At 60.4% G+C, this 13,139-nt stretch carries 14 protein-coding genes; 3 read left to right on the forward strand and 11 right to left on the reverse strand.

Going from position 1 to position 13,139, the window contains the following annotated elements:
- Positions 1 to 76 precede the first annotated feature (76 nt).
- On the forward strand, positions 77 to 850 hold the full coding sequence (locus tag ACIOYV_RS26180; protein WP_290027181.1) for a MetQ/NlpA family ABC transporter substrate-binding protein: 774 nt from the start codon (positions 77 to 79) through the stop codon (positions 848 to 850).
- A 150-nt stretch (positions 851 to 1,000) separates the two neighbouring features.
- Here the strand turns inward: ACIOYV_RS26180 and ACIOYV_RS26185 are convergent, their stop codons facing one another.
- From ACIOYV_RS26185 to ACIOYV_RS26205, 5 genes are read right to left on the reverse strand one after another with little or no spacing between them, the layout of a single operon-like run.
- The gene (locus tag ACIOYV_RS26185; RefSeq protein ID WP_163910484.1) at positions 1,001 to 1,636 is read right to left on the reverse strand and encodes an SCO family protein; all 636 of its coding nucleotides are present in this window, start codon (positions 1,634 to 1,636) and stop codon (positions 1,001 to 1,003) included.
- Positions 1,633 to 2,532: a heme o synthase gene (cyoE, locus tag ACIOYV_RS26190; RefSeq protein ID WP_401328339.1), complete on the reverse strand. Its 900-nt coding sequence runs from the start codon at positions 2,530 to 2,532 to the stop codon at positions 1,633 to 1,635. Before cyoE ends, ACIOYV_RS26185 begins: the two co-directional genes overlap by 4 nt.
- Entirely contained in the window at positions 2,520 to 3,599 is a 1,080-nt protein-coding gene (locus tag ACIOYV_RS26195; protein ID WP_054047982.1) for a heme A synthase, read from the reverse strand. The genes cyoE and ACIOYV_RS26195 overlap by 13 nt, the downstream gene beginning before the upstream one ends.
- 10 nt (positions 3,600 to 3,609) lie before the next feature.
- The gene (locus tag ACIOYV_RS26200) at positions 3,610 to 4,203 is read right to left on the reverse strand and encodes a hypothetical protein (RefSeq protein WP_054617192.1); all 594 of its coding nucleotides are present in this window, start codon (positions 4,201 to 4,203) and stop codon (positions 3,610 to 3,612) included.
- Complete coding sequence (locus tag ACIOYV_RS26205) at positions 4,169 to 4,909, reverse strand: SURF1 family protein (RefSeq protein WP_401328343.1); 741 nt, start codon at positions 4,907 to 4,909, stop codon at positions 4,169 to 4,171. Before ACIOYV_RS26205 ends, ACIOYV_RS26200 begins: the two co-directional genes overlap by 35 nt.
- A gap of 70 nt (positions 4,910 to 4,979) precedes the next feature.
- Here ACIOYV_RS26205 and ACIOYV_RS26210 point away from each other — a divergent pair, with 70 nt between their 5' ends.
- The gene (locus ACIOYV_RS26210) at positions 4,980 to 5,183 is read left to right on the forward strand and encodes a twin transmembrane helix small protein (protein ID WP_054617194.1); all 204 of its coding nucleotides are present in this window, start codon (positions 4,980 to 4,982) and stop codon (positions 5,181 to 5,183) included.
- 4 nt (positions 5,184 to 5,187) lie between these two features.
- Here the strand turns inward: ACIOYV_RS26210 and ACIOYV_RS26215 are convergent, their stop codons facing one another.
- The 4 genes from ACIOYV_RS26215 to coxB form a co-directional block, all read right to left on the reverse strand.
- A complete protein-coding gene (locus tag ACIOYV_RS26215) occupies positions 5,188 to 6,075 on the reverse strand; it encodes a cytochrome c oxidase subunit 3 (protein WP_163910482.1) in 888 nt (295 codons plus the stop codon).
- Positions 6,076 to 6,107: 32 nt separating this feature from the next.
- On the reverse strand, positions 6,108 to 6,665 hold the full coding sequence (locus tag ACIOYV_RS26220) for a cytochrome c oxidase assembly protein (RefSeq protein WP_054617196.1): 558 nt from the start codon (positions 6,663 to 6,665) through the stop codon (positions 6,108 to 6,110).
- Between the two features lie 192 nt (positions 6,666 to 6,857).
- Positions 6,858 to 8,447: a cytochrome c oxidase subunit I gene (ctaD, locus tag ACIOYV_RS26225; protein WP_401328348.1), complete on the reverse strand. Its 1,590-nt coding sequence runs from the start codon at positions 8,445 to 8,447 to the stop codon at positions 6,858 to 6,860.
- 82 nt (positions 8,448 to 8,529) lie between these two features.
- Positions 8,530 to 9,657 carry a cytochrome c oxidase subunit II gene (gene coxB / locus ACIOYV_RS26230; RefSeq protein ID WP_163910480.1) on the reverse strand — a complete coding sequence of 376 codons (1,128 nt, stop codon included), beginning with the start codon at positions 9,655 to 9,657 and terminating at the stop codon, positions 8,530 to 8,532.
- A 372-nt stretch (positions 9,658 to 10,029) separates the two neighbouring features.
- On the opposite strand from coxB, the gene ACIOYV_RS26235 reads away from it, so the two are divergent.
- Positions 10,030 to 10,680 (forward strand): hypothetical protein, encoded by a 651-nt coding sequence (locus ACIOYV_RS26235; RefSeq protein ID WP_054047968.1) that lies wholly within the window; start codon positions 10,030 to 10,032, stop codon positions 10,678 to 10,680.
- A 94-nt stretch (positions 10,681 to 10,774) separates the two neighbouring features.
- Here the strand turns inward: ACIOYV_RS26235 and ACIOYV_RS26240 are convergent, their stop codons facing one another.
- Together ACIOYV_RS26240 and ACIOYV_RS26245 are read right to left on the reverse strand one after the other, a co-directional pair.
- Positions 10,775 to 12,301 carry a SulP family inorganic anion transporter gene (locus tag ACIOYV_RS26240; protein WP_163910479.1) on the reverse strand — a complete coding sequence of 509 codons (1,527 nt, stop codon included), beginning with the start codon at positions 12,299 to 12,301 and terminating at the stop codon, positions 10,775 to 10,777.
- An 88-nt stretch (positions 12,302 to 12,389) separates the two neighbouring features.
- Positions 12,390 to 13,121 carry a carbonic anhydrase gene (locus ACIOYV_RS26245; RefSeq protein WP_401328353.1) on the reverse strand — a complete coding sequence of 244 codons (732 nt, stop codon included), beginning with the start codon at positions 13,119 to 13,121 and terminating at the stop codon, positions 12,390 to 12,392.
- Between the last annotated feature and the right edge of the window lie 18 nt (positions 13,122 to 13,139).

Genomic DNA, 13,139 nt, shown 5'->3' on the forward strand with positions numbered 1-13,139 from the left:
CAGTTCTCGTAATTTAAGACATGAGCCGGCCATTCGCTGGCAGGCGCCAAACGGGCGCCCACAAGGAGTTAGCTGAATGAAAAAACTACTCGTCGCATTGGCTGCCGTAGCCGCATTTTCTGCCCACGCCGATGAAACCCTGACCGTTGCGGCCACTCCGGTTCCGCACGCGGAGATTCTGGAGTTCGTGAAGCCGGCCCTGGCCAAAGAAGGCGTGAACCTGCAGGTCAAGGTGTTCACCGACTACATCCAGCCGAACGTGCAGGTTGCCGAGAAACGCCTGGACGCCAACTTCTTCCAGCACCAGCCGTACCTGGATGAGTTCAACAAGGCCAAAGGCACCAACCTGGTGGCCGTTGCTGGTGTGCATCTGGAACCGCTGGGCGCTTACTCCAGCAAGTACAAAGCGCTGACCGAACTGCCTGGCGGCGCCAACGTGGTGATCCCGAACGACGCCACCAACGGCGGCCGTGCGCTGTTGCTGCTGGCGAAGGCTGGCCTGATCAAGTTGAAGGATTCGAACAACATCCTCTCGACCACCAAAGACATCACCGAGAATGCCAAGGACCTGAAATTCCGTGAACTGGAAGCCGCGACCATCCCGCGCGTGCTGACCCAGGTCGACCTGGCGCTGATCAACACCAACTACGCGCTGGAAGCCAAGCTTGATCCGTCCAAGGATGCGCTGGTCATCGAAGGCAACGACTCGCCTTACGTGAACATCCTCGTGGCCCGTCCGGACGACAAGGACAGCGACGCGATGAAGAAACTGGTGGCTGCTTTGCACAGCCCGGAAGTGAAAGCGTTCATCCTCGAGAAGTACAAAGGCGCGGTATTGCCGGCGTTCTGATTCGCGAATGCAACGAAAAAGGGGACGCCATGAGCGTCCCCTTTTTTTGTGCCCGAAACACCGTCCCCTGTAGGAGCCAGGCTTGCCGGCGAAGGCAATTTCACTGACGCCTTCGCCGGCAAGCCTGGCTCCTACAGAACTGCGTGATGCTTAGTTGCGCTTGAGCATCACCGGCAACTGCGCCACCAGTTTCACGTTGTTCAACGGTGCGCGAATGAACCCGCGCTGGGTGCCGTCCGGCCCGATCACCGCGAGGTTGCCGCTGTGATCAACCGTGTAGTTCGGCTTGCTGGTGTCCGCTGGAATGAACGGAATACTCACCGCATTCGCCAGTTTCTGGATGTCATCCACCGAGGCGGCGGTCAAACCCTGGAACTGTGGATCGAAGTAGCCCAGGTACTGCTTGAGCTGCTTGGGCGTGTCGCGGTTCGGGTCGACGCTGACCAGGATGACCTGCAACTTGGCCGCTGCTTCTGGCGGCAGTTCACTTTTGATCTGACGCAGCTGGGCGAGGGTGGTCGGGCAGATGTCCGGGCAGAAGGTGTAGCCGAAGAACAGCAGGCTCCACTTGTCTTTCAGCTGGTTGACCGTCACCGGCTTGCCGTCCTGGTCGGTCATCGTCACGTCCGGCAGGTTACGGCTTTGCGGCAGCAGGATGATGCCCGCGTCGATCAGTGCCGTCGGGTCACCCTGGCCTTTGCCGGACAGCACCTTGTTGACGGTCAGGCCCAAAACCAGCGCGATCAGGGCGACGAGGATGAAGACGGTTTTCTGAGTTCGAGTCATAGGTTCAACAGTAAGTAGTGGTCTACGAGCAGGGCGATAAACAGCAGGAACAAGTACCAGATAGAGTACTTGAAGGTGTTGATCGCCGCGTGCGGCCGAGTGCCACGGTACAGCACCACGGCCCATTGCAGAAACCTCGCGCCTAGACCGAGGGCGCAAACCAGGTAGAGCACGCCGCTCATGTGAATCACGTACGGCATCAGGCTGACCGCCAGCAGCGCGAAGGTATAAAGCAGGATATGCACTTTGGTGTAGTGCTCGCCATGGGTCACGGGCAACATCGGAATGTCAGCCTTGGCGTATTCCTCCTTGCGGTGAATGGCCAGGGCCCAGAAGTGTGGCGGGGTCCAGGCGAAGATAATCAGCACCAGCAGCAACGGTTCGGCGCCGATATGCCCGGTCGCCGCAGTCCAGCCGAGCAGCGGCGGGGCTGCACCGGCGAGGCCGCCGATGACGATGTTCTGCGGCGTCGCACGTTTGAGGAAACCGGTGTAGACCACCGCGTAGCCCAGCAGCGAGGCGAGGGTCAGCCATGCGGTCAGCGTATTAGTGAAGGCCAGCAGGAAAGCTTGCCCCAGCAGCGCCAGCACCAAGGCAAACGTCAGCGCCGCGGCTGGCGACACCCGGCCTTCAGCCAGTGGCCGCTTGTGGGTTCGGGCCATGACCGCATCGATGCGCCGGTCCACCACATGATTGACCGCCGCCGCGCCCCCGGCACACAGCGCGATCCCCAGATTGCCGAATATCAGCACCGTCCACGGCACCCCGGCGCGGGTCGCGAGGAACATGCCCACCAAGGAGGTGATGAGCATCAGCACCACCACTTTGGGCTTGGTCAGTTCCAGATAATCCCGCCAGATCGCCTGACTGTGACGTTCGCCGATCAGAATCGCCATGGCATCTCTCCTTTTATTGTTATGGGCCCGGCTGAATGTTTACGCGGGCTGAAACGCCAGCGTGCAGGAGCTTGTTGCTTGACCCGAACCAGACTGGTCCGCGCGTGATAATTGACCAGCACCATCGTCAGCAACAGCGCCGCACCGCCCGCGTTGTGGGCGACGGCGATGGGCAGCGGCAGGTGAAACAGTACGTTGCTGATGCCCAGGGTGATTTGTGCGCCAAGAGCGATCAGCACCAGGCCGGCCAGGCGCGTCATGCCGACCACTTTCAGTTGCCAAGCCAGACCGAGCAGCACCAGCGTCACCAGCAAGGCGCCGATGCGGTGAGTCAGGTGAATCGCGGTGCGGGCATCGCTGTCCAGTTGCCCGCCGAGGTAATTCGGGCCGATGTGTTGGGTCAGGTGAAAACCGTTGGCGAAATCAGCCGGAGGCAGCCACTGGCCGTGGCAGGTCGGGAAGTCGATACACGCCACCGCCGCGTAGTTGGAGCTGACCCAGCCACCGAGGGCGATTTGCAGAATCACCAACAACAAGCCTGCGGTCGCCCAGTACTGCAAACGCTTTGGTACGGTCAACGCCGGCAATACTCCAGACAGCCGCAGGGTGAGCAAAAACAACAAACTCAACGTCGCAAAGCCGCCAAGCAGATGGCCCGTCACCACCTGCGGCCAGAGCTTGAGCGTCACCGTCCACATGCCAAACGCCGCTTGGGCGAACACCACGCCGAGCAGAAACAGCGGCAACTTCACCGGTTGCCCCGGATGCCGACGGTGCACCCAGGCGCGACCGGCCAGCACCGAAATCAACAGCCCCAGGGTGCCGGCGAAGTAGCGGTGAATCATCTCGTTCCAGCCCTTGTGGGCCACCACTGGCGTATCGGGGAAATGCAGTTCGGCATGGGCCAGTTGGGCTTCGCTTTTCGGCACGCTGATAAAGCCATAGCAACCCGGCCAGTCCGGGCAGCCGAGGCCGGCGTGGGTCAGGCGGGTGTAGGCGCCGAGCAACACCACAATCAGTGCCAGCAAGGTGGCAAACAGCGCGAGGCGAAATCCAGGTTTGGCCATGACGATGCCCTTATCCGATGTTCGACAGTTTCAGCAGATGACGCAGATCGTTCAGCAGGTCCTTGCCCTTGACCGTCGGGTCGTAGCGCAGCACCAGATTGCCGTGTGGGTCGATGATCCACAGTTGCGGCGCAGTCTTGTCGCCCGTGGTCTTACTGAACGTGGTCAGGTCCATCGGGTAGCGTTGCAGTTGCGGATATTCGCGGGTCAGCTTGGCTTCGTAATCGCTGCTCAACGGCTGCGCGGCAGCCAGTGCATGACTGGCGCGGGAGGCATCGCGGCCGAGGCCGATCTGGATTTGCCGCGCCAGATAGACCAACTGTTGGCAATCCACCGAGCAATCCTTGGGCGCGGTCACCAGCATCTGCCAGCGGTCTTCCTGCGCCTGCACGCCGAGGTCGGCGCGGGTCTGGCCGTTGCCGATCAGTTCGCCGTGATAACTGCGGCCCTCTGGCACCCAGAAATTCAGCTTGTACATGCCGGTGGCGAGGATCATCGGACCCACCACGCCCAGCACAATCAGCAGCAGTTGCAGGCGACCCTTGCGCCGACTCGCCGGCGGTTTCGTCTCAGACATGCTGGGTGGATTCATGGCCGCTCCCATGGTGTTTCTCCTTTGCGTTGTGCCAGCCGAGATAGATAAAAAGGCCGAGCAGGGCGATCGCCATGGCGAACCACTGCACGGCATAAGCGATGTGTTTTTCCGGCCCCATGGCCACCACCGGCCAATCGGCCTGGTAGGACGCAGGTCCGTTTTCTTCACGTAATTCGTAGGCGAAGCCTTCGCGGTTCAGCGCGGTCCAGAGCTTGGCCGGTTCAATGGCGGTCACCAGTTGCGGCCAAGTGGTGGTGCTCGGGTCGGCGTGCAATTGGAAGGTTGTGCCGGGGGAAACATAGACCCACGCGTCGAGGCTCAAGGCTTCGGCGGGTGTCTTGAATTGCGGTGGAGTGCGCCGGTCTGGCCACGGCAGCCAGCCGCGATTGACCAGCAGCCAGAGCCCGGTCGCCTGATCGTGGAACGGTTGCAGCAACTCGACCCCGACCTTGCCGTCGCGCTGGCGGTTGTCCAGCAACAAACTGTGGTCGGCGTCGAACTGACCGTGCAAGCGCACCCGGCGAAAGGCTGGATCTTGTGTGTTCAGCAGCTCGGAGCTGGCCATCGGTTCGGCCGCCCGGCGCTCGGCGTAGCTTTGCAGCAGCGCGCTTTTCTCTGCGCCCCGGCTCAACTGCCAGAACCCGAGTGACACCAGCAGCGGCAACAGCAGCGCGACCACAATCGTCGGCACGATGCCCGGCCGGAAGCGCTTCATGACAGCGCCAGAAAGTCGGTGATCGCGATAGCTATACTCAAATGCATCGCCTTTCCCCCGGAGTCTCACCATGCTCAAAGCAGCCATCGTCCTGATGCTGATTGCCACGGTTGTCAGCCTGTTCAGCGGCCTGTTTTTTCTGGTCAAGGACGACAGCAGCTCGAACCGCCTCGTCATTGCCTTGAGCATTCGTGTTGCCTTGGCCGCCATCACCGTCGGCTTGATCGCCTGGGGCTTTTTCAGCGGCCAACTGGTTTCTCACGCGCCGTGGTAACGCCTCAAAGCACGTAGACGAAAACGAACAGTCCGATCCACACCACATCGACGAAGTGCCAATACCAACTCGCCGCTTCGAAGCCGAACTGGTGCTCGTTATCAAAGTGCCCGCGCATGACCCGCATCAGCATCACGAACAGGATGATGGTGCCGATGGTTACGTGGGCGCCGTGGAAACCGGTGAGCATGAAGAACGTTGCGCCGTAGATGCCCGAACCGAGGGTCAGCCCCAGTTCGTGGTAGGCGTGCATGTATTCCTCGGCCTGCAGGGCGAGGAAGCCGCAGCCCAGCAGCACGGTGATCGCCAGCCAGATTTTCAGCGCGCCGCGATGGCCCTTCTTCAGCGCATGGTGGGCGATGGTCACGGTGACGCTGGAGCTGACCAGCAAAATGGTGTTGATCAGCGGCAGGCCCCAAGGGCTGATGACTTCCTTGGGCGGCGGGAACAGTTTCGAATCGGGGTTGTTGAGCAATGGCCAGACGAATTCGAAGTTCGGCCACAGCATGTGGGCGATGCCTTTCGTGCCCTCGCCACCGAGCGCAGGGCCGGAGACATGGCGCACATAAAACAGCGCGCCGAAGAAGGCGATGAAGAACATCACTTCGGAGAAGATGAACCAGCTCATGCCCCAGCGAAACGAGCGGTCCATTTGTGCGCTGTACAAGCCGCCGCGACTTTCCTTGATCACCGTGCCGAACCAGCCGAACAGCATGTAGGCCAGCAGCAGTCCGCCGACGAAGAAGATCAGCGGACCGTGGGATTCCGGCCGCGCCGCCTTCAGGTCGTTGAACCAGGTCGCCAGACCGAACACGGTGACGAACATGCCGACCGTGGCGATGATCGGCCATTTGCTCTGGGCCGGTACGAAATAGTGTTCATGAGTTGCCATTTATTGTTCTCCTTATCGGGCACGCTTAACGCCTAGCCGCCGGTGCTTGCAGCAACAGCCACGGGCGGATGACGTGCAGTGATATCGAACAGTGTGTAAGACAGCGTCAGGTGCTTCACTTCCTTGGGCATGTCACGGTCAACGATGAAACGTACCGGCATCTCGATCCGTTGACCGGGCTGCAGCACTTGCTGGGTAAAGCAGAAACATTCGGTCTTGTGGAAATACGCCGCCGCCTCGCTGGGCGCGATACTCGGCACGGCCTGGGCGCTCATCGGGTGATCGGTGGGGTTGTACGCGACGAAAATCATCTCGTTCACCGCCCCCGGATGCGCCGTCAGCTCATTACCCTTGGGGTAGAACTCCCAGACCATGTCGGCGTTGTTCATCGACAGAAACTGCACCCGCACCTGGCGCGAGGTATCGACCACTTGCTCGCCTTCGTACTGCCCGGAGGTTTTGCCGTTGATGCCGAACGCCTTGCACATCACGTCGTAGATCGGCACCAAAGCGAATCCGAAGACAAACATGGCGACCACCACCAGCAGCAGGCGGGTGACGAGTTTTTTCAGCGAAATCGAGTCAGCCATGATTTCTACCCCCACCGCTTAACCCTGTGGCGAGGGGGTTTACCCCCGTCCGGCTGCGCAGCGGTCGAAAAACCAGCGATTGCGATCTGGCTGATACACCACCGTCACTGGTTTTGGGGCCGCTTCGCGACCCAACGGGGGTAAACCCCCTCGCCACAAAGGCTTGGCTCGCTCCCACAGGAGTTGTGGTGTTCATTTCACTTCCGGCGGCGTGGTAAAGGTGTGATACGGCGCCGGTGACGGCACGCTCCACTCCAGGCCTTCGGCCCCTTCCCACGGTTTGGCCGGTGCAGGCGGGCCGCCGCGGATGGTCTTGATCACGATGAACAGGAAGAACAGCTGCGTGGTGCCGAACATGAACGCACCCACCGACGACACCATGTTGAAGTCGGCGAATTGCAGGTTGTAGTCCGGAATCCGTCGCGGCATCCCCGCCAGCCCCACGAAGTGCATCGGGAAGAAGGTCAGGTTCATGCCCACGAACGACAGCCAGAAATGCAGCTTGCCGAGGGTTTCGTCGTACATGTGGCCGGTCCATTTCGGCAGCCAATAGTACGCCGAGGCGAAGATCCCGAAGATCGCCCCCGGCACCAGCACGTAGTGGAAATGCGCGACCACGAAGTAGGTGTCCTGGTACTGGAAGTCCGCCGGCGCGATGGCCAGCATCAGCCCGGAGAAACCGCCGATGGAGAACAGGATCACGAACGCCACGGCGAACAGCATCGGCGTCTCGAAGGTCAGCGAGCCTTGCCACATGGTGCTCGCCCAGTTGAACACTTTCACCCCGGTCGGCACTGCGATCAGCAACGTGGCGTACATGAAGAACAGCTCGCCCACCAGCGGAATGCCGACCACGAACATGTGGTGCGCCCAGACGATAAACGACAGGAACGCAATGCTCGCCGTGGCGTAGACCATCGAGGTGTAGCCGAACAGCGGCTTGCGCGAGAAGGTCGGGATGATCGAGCTGACAGCCCCGAAGGCCGGCAGGATCATGATGTACACCTCCGGATGCCCGAAGAACCAGAACACATGCTGGAACAGCACCGGGTCACCGCCACCGGCGGCACTGAAGAAACTGGTGCCGAAGTGAATGTCCATCAGCATCATCGTCACGCACCCGGCCAGCACCGGCATCACCGCTAGCAGCACCAACTCGGTGAACTGCCTGGTCCAGACCAAGAGCGGCATTTTCATCTGGGTCGTGAGGGGGGCGCGCAGGTTGAGGATGGTCGCGATCACGTTGATCGCACCCATGATCGAACTGATCCCCATCAAGTGAATGGCGAAGATGAAGAACGTCACGCTTTCCGGGGCGTAGGTGGTGGAGAGCGGGGCGTAGAAGGTCCAGCCGAAGTTCGGCCCGCCGCCGGCGGTGAACAGGGTCGAAACCAGCAGGATGAACGCCGCCGGCAACAGCCAGAAGCTGAAGTTGTTCATCCGTGGCAGGGCCATGTCCGGCGCGCCGATCATCAACGGGATCATCCAGTTGGCGAGGCCGACAAACGCCGGCATCACCGCACCGAACACCATCACCAGGCCGTGCATGGTGGTCATCTGGTTGAAGAACGCCGGTTCGACGATTTGCAGGCCGGGCTGGAACAGCTCGGCGCGAATCACCATGGCAAACGAGCCGCCCAGCAGGAACATGGAAAACGCAAACCACAGGTACAGCGTGCCGATGTCCTTGTGGTTGGTGGTCAGCACCCAGCGCATCAGGCCCTTGGCGGGGCCGTGGGCGTGGTCGGTGGCGTGACCATGATCATCGATGACAGCACTCATGGCCGTTCTCCTGAGAACGAATGGGCTGGGCAGGCCGGGGCGCGCTGCCCCGACCGGTTCCTTACGTACGCGATAGACCGGGTCATTTGCTTTCCGCCTGTTTCAGCTCCAGCACTTCTTTAGGCGTGACCATGTCGCCCTTGTTGTTGCCCCAGGCGTTACGTTCATAGGTCACGACCGCTGCGATATCGACTTCCGAGAGCTGCTTGCCGAACGCGGCCATGGCGGTGCCGGGCTTGCCGTGGAAGACAATGCTCAGGTGACCTTCTTTCGGTCCGGTAGCGATTTTCGAGCCTTTGAGCGCCGGGAACATCGGCGGCAGGCCCTGGCCTTCGGCCTGGTGACAGGCTACGCAGGTGGTGTGGTAGATCTTGTCGCCGCGCTCTTTGAGCTCGTCGAGGGTCCATTCCTTGCTGGTCAGCTCTTTGAGCTGCAGGGCTTCAGCCTTGCGCTCGGCCAGCCACTTGTCGTAGTCGGCCTTTTCCTTGACCTCGACCACGATCGGCATGAAGCCGTGATCCTTGCCGCACAACTCGGCGCACTGGCCACGGTAGATGCCGGGTTTGTCGACGCGGGTCCAGGCTTCGTTGACGAACCCCGGAATCGCATCGCGCTTGACCGCGAAGGCCGGCACCCACCACGAGTGGATAACGTCAGCCGAGGTCACCAGAAACCGGATCTTGGCGCCGATCGGCAGCACCAAGGGTTTGTCGACCTCGAGCAAGTAGTGCTCGCCCTTGGCTTCCTTGTTGTGGATCTGGTCGGCGGGGGTGGCCAGGTTGCTGAAGAACTCGACGTCCTGGCCCAGGTATTTGTAGTGCCACTTCCACTGGTAGCCGGTGATCTGGATATCGATATCCGGTTCACTGGCGTCGTACATCTTGATCAGGGTCGCAGTAGCGGGAACCGCCATGGCCACCAGGATGATGAAGGGCACGATGGTCCAGAGAATTTCGACGGTGGTGCTTTCATGAAATTTGGCGGCCACCTGCCCGGTCGAGCGACGGTGGACCATCATCGACCAGAACATGGCGCCGAAGACGATGATGCCGATGACTACACAGATCCAGAAAATGGTCATGTGCAGGTCGAATACTGCGTGACTGATTTCAGTCGCTCCTGGCGCCATATTCACAGTCCAGGCCGCTTGTGCCTGGCTGAAAATTGACCACAACAGGAGGCCCATCCAGACGTGTGGATGTCGCATCATTGCGGGTTCCCCTTATCGTTCTTGTTATCCCGCCGGCTAACACCAGCGGCAAGGGAGCGGCTTTTTCAGACTACGAACTTGAATCGCCGAGCCTTGCTGCACATGCAGTCGGGCGTCATCAGCTAACTCCATTCCCACCCGAGTATAGACAGCGACTGTCACCTCGCAATGTGATGGCGTAAATGATCTGAAACAGCCGGGACTTGCGCTCAAGGCCACGAATGGAGAACGATGCGCGACGAGTGGTGGCAAATCGATATAACTTTGATGTCTCAAGGATGAAACAATTATGACAAATGCGTCTTAGCAACTTTCATAAGCCAGCTAAGTTATGTCTTCCCTATTTCATTGCCTTTGTTTCCTGGAGTTTTCATGAACACCGCCGCATTGCGCGAGCAGATCCAAAAAGCCCAACAACACGAGGCCGAGACCGGCCTGTTAACTCGTCAACTGGAAACCCAACTGCCGCACCTGCACGCTGCCATCCAGCTGCCGGACGTTGACGCCAATGGCGTGATGACCCGGTTTGTGACCGCCTACATCGAGCAAGTGCCGGACCTGCTGGACGCCGCCAATGATGTCGCACGGGAAGCGGGCATCGAATCGCAGATCAAACCGGTGCTGAAAATCGCCGAGCAGTTCTTCCTCCAGCCGCCGGCGATCATGGCCGGGCATATCGGCCTGGACAGCCTGCTGGACGAAGCGTATCTGGCGCATCGGTTGGTCGAAGAGGTCAATGACCTGTACATCAAGCATTTTGGCCAGCCACTGATCCCATTGGACATGACTGTCGCCAACCTGATTGCCCACCAATTGATCGGCGAAGAATTCGCCAACCAACTGGATGAGGCGGTGCATCACGCTGTGGACGAGATGCTTAACGAAGACAGTTTCGCGCTGGAATCGGTGGAGGCCTACCGCGAGAAACTCAACAGCCCGGACACCGGCGCCGCGTGGAAACGCTGGCCGTGCCTGTCGCGCCAGTTGGGCGTGGGCCTGGAGCTGGATCAGCCGGCTGCGTAAAGCGACACATCCCCTGTAGGAGCGAGGCTTGCCCGCGAAGGCGTCCTCAAGTCCGCCAAAAGCTTCGCGGGCAAGCCTCGCTCCTACAGGTTATTTATCCGGCTGAACCAACGCCGGACGTGGTGCGCAATCTGCCTTCCAACCGACGCTTCAACCCCCGCGCTTCAATCAGCAGTTTCGAACCCTTCGCCGCATTCGCCCGACCCCACTCCTCAAGCAACTCCAGACACGAATGGTCGATGTAGCTCAGGTTATTGAGCGGCACATGCACCGTCGCGCCTGCTGGAATGCTGCCCAGCACCTGGGTCAGCGCCGGGACCTTGAGAAAGGTTGCCGCACCGATCAAGCGCAGTTCCATTTCGCCGTCCTTGGGCAAGTCGATCAGGCTGATTTTCAGTCGCGAAGCTTTCCACGCCAGTTTGGCCAGGGTCAGGCCGAAACCGATCAGCACGCCGGTCAGCAGGTCGGTGAAGATGATCGCCAAGGCAGTCGCCGCGTAGGTGAACATCGGCATCCGGCCATAACGGCCCAAACCGCGAAAGGCTTTGAGGTCGACCAGTTTGAAACCGGTGTAGACCAACACACCTGCGAGGCTCGCCACTGGAATGCTTTGCAGCACGCTGGACAGCAACAGCACGAACGCCAGCAGCCACAAGCCGTGGAAGATCGCCGAGTAGCGTGTGGTCGCACCGGCCTGGACGTTGGCCGAACTGCGCACAATCACGCCGGTCATCGGCAGGGCACCGAGCAAACCGCAGAGCATGTTGCCCACGCCTTGCGCGGACAATTCCCGGTCGAAGTCCGAACGCTCGCCGCTGTGCATGCGGTCCACGGCAGCGGCCGAGAGCAGGGTTTCGGCGCTGGCAATAAAGGCCACGGCAAATGCGGCGATCAGGATCGTCGGATCAGCCAGGTTGAGCAGGTCCGCCGGTTTAAGCCAATCGATGGCTTCCGCCAGGTTGGCCGGCACTTCTACGCGTTTGACCTGCAAGGCGAGCATCAGGCTGGCGACCGTCGCCAGACCGACGCCGAGCAAGGCGCCGGGAACGAATCGCAGGGAATGAGGCCGGAATTTTTCCCACAGCCACATCACCGCAATCGTCGACAGCCCGAGCAGACCAGCCTGCCAGCCAAAGGACGGCAAGGCTTGGAGCACCGCAGCCGGGAAGGCCGCGAGGTTATCCAGCCCTGATGGTTTGGGCACGGCGTCGAGCATCACATGCACCTGGGATAGCACAATCAACACGCCAATCCCGGCGAGCATGCCGTAGACCACCGCCGGCGCCGTCACCCGGAACCAGCAGCCCAGTTTGAAGCGCCCGGCCAACAGTTGCAGCAAACCCGCCAGCAGCAGGATCGGCCCGAGCATGGCAACACCATGCTGACGCACCAACTCGAATACCAACACCGCCAGACCTGCGGCCGGGCCACTGACTTGCAGCGGTGAGCCGGCAATCCAGCCCACCACCAGACCACCGATGATCCCGGTGATCAGGCCTTTGGCCGGCGGCAATCCCGAGGCGATGGCGATGCCCATGCACAAGGGCAGGGCCACGAGGAACACAACCACGGACGCCAGCAGCTCCCGTGGCAGAACAGCTTTCAGTTGCGCAGCACGCATAGGGATTCTCCCGAATTTTTTTCAGGCGTGGCAAAGCCAGGCTGCTGAATGAGCAGCCGTAGCTAACCACACAGGGATTTAGGAGGATTTAGAAGCGCGCTTTAGGCGTCGCCACCGGAATCGGATGACTGCCATCAAGAGGCAGGAAACACCCCTGATCCGCGTCATAAGCTCGGATTTCGCTGGTTTCGATGCTGTAGACCCAGCCATGGATAAACAGATGACCGTTGGCCATGCGCGAGGCCACCGATGGATGTGTACGCAGATGCTGCAACTGGGCGATCACATTCTCTTCGGTGAGGATGTGCATGCTTTCGCTTTCGTTAGCGCAATTGCAGTTTTCCTGGACCATGGTTTTCGCCACTTCGGCATGCCGCAGCCAGGCTTTGACCGTGGGCATTTTTTCCAGGCTTTGCGGGTTGAGCACTGCACGCATGGCGCCGCAATCGGAGTGCCCGCAAATGATGATGTGCTGCACACCGAGGGCCAGTACGGCGTACTCGATGGCGGTGGAAACGCCGCCGTTCATTTGCCCATAAGGTGGCACAACGTTGCCGACGTTGCGGGTCACGAACAGGTCGCCTGGGGAGCTTTGGGTAATCAGCTCCGGCACGATGCGCGAATCGGCGCAGGTGATGAACATTGCCCTGGGATTCTGGGCCGTGGCGAGTTTCTTGAAGAGTTCTTCCTGCTGCGGAAAGATCTCGTGATGAAAATGCAAAAAGCCGTCAACGATATGCTTCAGCGCTGCATCGGCGGATTCCGCCTCGGGGAGCGCTTGCGCCGACGCAGCCAACGGCTGTTTATCCTTGTCACTCATGATTCATCCTCTTTGACG

Source organism: Pseudomonas sp. NPDC087342, assembly GCF_044744265.1.
GTDB classification, from domain to species: domain Bacteria; phylum Pseudomonadota; class Gammaproteobacteria; order Pseudomonadales; family Pseudomonadaceae; genus Aquipseudomonas; species Aquipseudomonas nunensis.

What these genes read in the sequence shown, in the direction of transcription:
- ACIOYV_RS26180 (WP_290027181.1), top strand. Translation starts at nt 77, where the DNA reads ATGAAAAAACTACTCGTCGCATTGGCTGCCGTAGCCGCATTTTCTGCC.
- ACIOYV_RS26185 (WP_163910484.1), bottom strand. Translation starts at nt 1,636, where the DNA reads ATGACTCGAACTCAGAAAACCGTCTTCATCCTCGTCGCCCTGATCGCG.
- cyoE (WP_401328339.1), bottom strand. Translation starts at nt 2,532, where the DNA reads ATGGCGATTCTGATCGGCGAACGTCACAGTCAGGCGATCTGGCGGGAT.
- ACIOYV_RS26195 (WP_054047982.1), bottom strand. Translation starts at nt 3,599, where the DNA reads ATGGCCAAACCTGGATTTCGCCTCGCGCTGTTTGCCACCTTGCTGGCA.
- ACIOYV_RS26200 (WP_054617192.1), bottom strand. Translation starts at nt 4,203, where the DNA reads ATGGGAGCGGCCATGAATCCACCCAGCATGTCTGAGACGAAACCGCCG.
- ACIOYV_RS26205 (WP_401328343.1), bottom strand. Translation starts at nt 4,909, where the DNA reads ATGAAGCGCTTCCGGCCGGGCATCGTGCCGACGATTGTGGTCGCGCTG.
- ACIOYV_RS26210 (WP_054617194.1), top strand. Translation starts at nt 4,980, where the DNA reads ATGCTCAAAGCAGCCATCGTCCTGATGCTGATTGCCACGGTTGTCAGC.
- ACIOYV_RS26215 (WP_163910482.1), bottom strand. Translation starts at nt 6,075, where the DNA reads ATGGCAACTCATGAACACTATTTCGTACCGGCCCAGAGCAAATGGCCG.
- ACIOYV_RS26220 (WP_054617196.1), bottom strand. Translation starts at nt 6,665, where the DNA reads ATGGCTGACTCGATTTCGCTGAAAAAACTCGTCACCCGCCTGCTGCTG.
- ctaD (WP_401328348.1), bottom strand. Translation starts at nt 8,447, where the DNA reads ATGAGTGCTGTCATCGATGATCATGGTCACGCCACCGACCACGCCCAC.
- coxB (WP_163910480.1), bottom strand. Translation starts at nt 9,657, where the DNA reads ATGATGCGACATCCACACGTCTGGATGGGCCTCCTGTTGTGGTCAATT.
- ACIOYV_RS26235 (WP_054047968.1), top strand. Translation starts at nt 10,030, where the DNA reads ATGAACACCGCCGCATTGCGCGAGCAGATCCAAAAAGCCCAACAACAC.
- ACIOYV_RS26240 (WP_163910479.1), bottom strand. Translation starts at nt 12,301, where the DNA reads ATGCGTGCTGCGCAACTGAAAGCTGTTCTGCCACGGGAGCTGCTGGCG.
- ACIOYV_RS26245 (WP_401328353.1), bottom strand. Translation starts at nt 13,121, where the DNA reads ATGAGTGACAAGGATAAACAGCCGTTGGCTGCGTCGGCGCAAGCGCTC.